This is a genomic window from Sphingomonas endophytica, assembly GCF_001476895.1.
GTDB classification, from domain to species: domain Bacteria; phylum Pseudomonadota; class Alphaproteobacteria; order Sphingomonadales; family Sphingomonadaceae; genus Sphingomonas; species Sphingomonas endophytica_A.
Genome location: NZ_LDTB01000157.1, coordinates 1 through 1,012, shown reverse-complemented (window position 1 = coordinate 1,012; position 1,012 = coordinate 1). Strand labels below are relative to the sequence as shown.

1 protein-coding gene and 1 pseudogene are annotated in these 1,012 nt (G+C 61.4%); one reads left to right on the top strand and one right to left on the bottom strand.

The genetic code is table 11. The features are described from left to right. Positions 1 to 197, bottom strand: a pseudogene (locus NS334_RS19180) (hypothetical protein); the annotation flags it as partial. 54 nt (positions 198 to 251) lie between these two features. On the opposite strand from NS334_RS19180, the gene NS334_RS19175 reads away from it, so the two are divergent. After that, complete coding sequence (locus tag NS334_RS19175; protein ID WP_428835069.1) at positions 252 to 989, top strand: L,D-transpeptidase family protein; 738 nt, start codon at positions 252 to 254, stop codon at positions 987 to 989. Positions 990 to 1,012: the final 23 nt, after the last annotated feature.

Sequence of the window (1,012 nt, the reverse complement as noted above, 5' to 3'; positions counted from 1 at the left end):
GTCCAGACCTGCGCGCCGTTCTGCATCACCTTCAGCGTATAGTCCGGGATGTTGAGGATCACATAGGCATTGCCGACATTGGCGGCGCCGAGCTGGCGCGGCAGCCAGCGCCAGCGTTCCATGTTGACGAGCACGGTGTCGATCTGACGGTCGCGCTTCGGATTGTTCAGCGCCTTCACCGTGCGCTCGTCGAGCACGCGGGTCGCCTTGAGATCAACGCTGCTCTGGAACTTCTCGACCGCTTTCGCGACCTGCGCGTCATACTTCGTGCTGTCGGCATTCTCGGTGATGCCGACAGCACGAAGTATGACGCGCAGGTCGCGAAAGCGGTCGAGAAGTTCCAGAGCAGCGTTGATCTCAAGGCGACCGGCGTGCTCGACGAGCGCACGGTGAAGGCGCTGAACAATCCGAAGCGCGACCGTCAGATCGACACCGTGCTCGTCAACATGGAACGCTGGCGCTGGCTGCCGCGCCAGCTCGGCGCCGCCAATGTCGGCAATGCCTATGTGATCCTCAACATCCCGGACTATACGCTGAAGGTGATGCAGCGCGGCGCGCAGGTCTGGACCACGCGCGTGGTGACCGGCAAGCCGGGCCAGCATGCGACGCCGCTGCTGAGCGAGACGATGAAGTACATCACGGTCAACCCGACCTGGAATGTGCCGCCGTCGATCATCTACAACGAATATCTGCCGGCCCTGCAGCAGGACCCGACGGTGCTGCAGCGCATGGGCCTGAAGCTCGAGCGCAACCGCGACGGCTCGATCCATATCTCGCAGCCGCCCGGTGAAGCCAATGCGCTCGGCCGCATCCGCTTCAACTTCCCGAACAAGTTCCTGGTCTATCAGCACGACACGCCGGACAAGTACCTGTTCGCGAAGGACGAGCGCGCCTTCAGCCATGGCTGCATGCGCGTGCAGAACCCGGATCAGTACGCATCCTGTCTCTTAAACCAATCTGACGCTGCCGACGAAGAGGAAAGCTTATAATCCGATGGATATAAGAACCATAA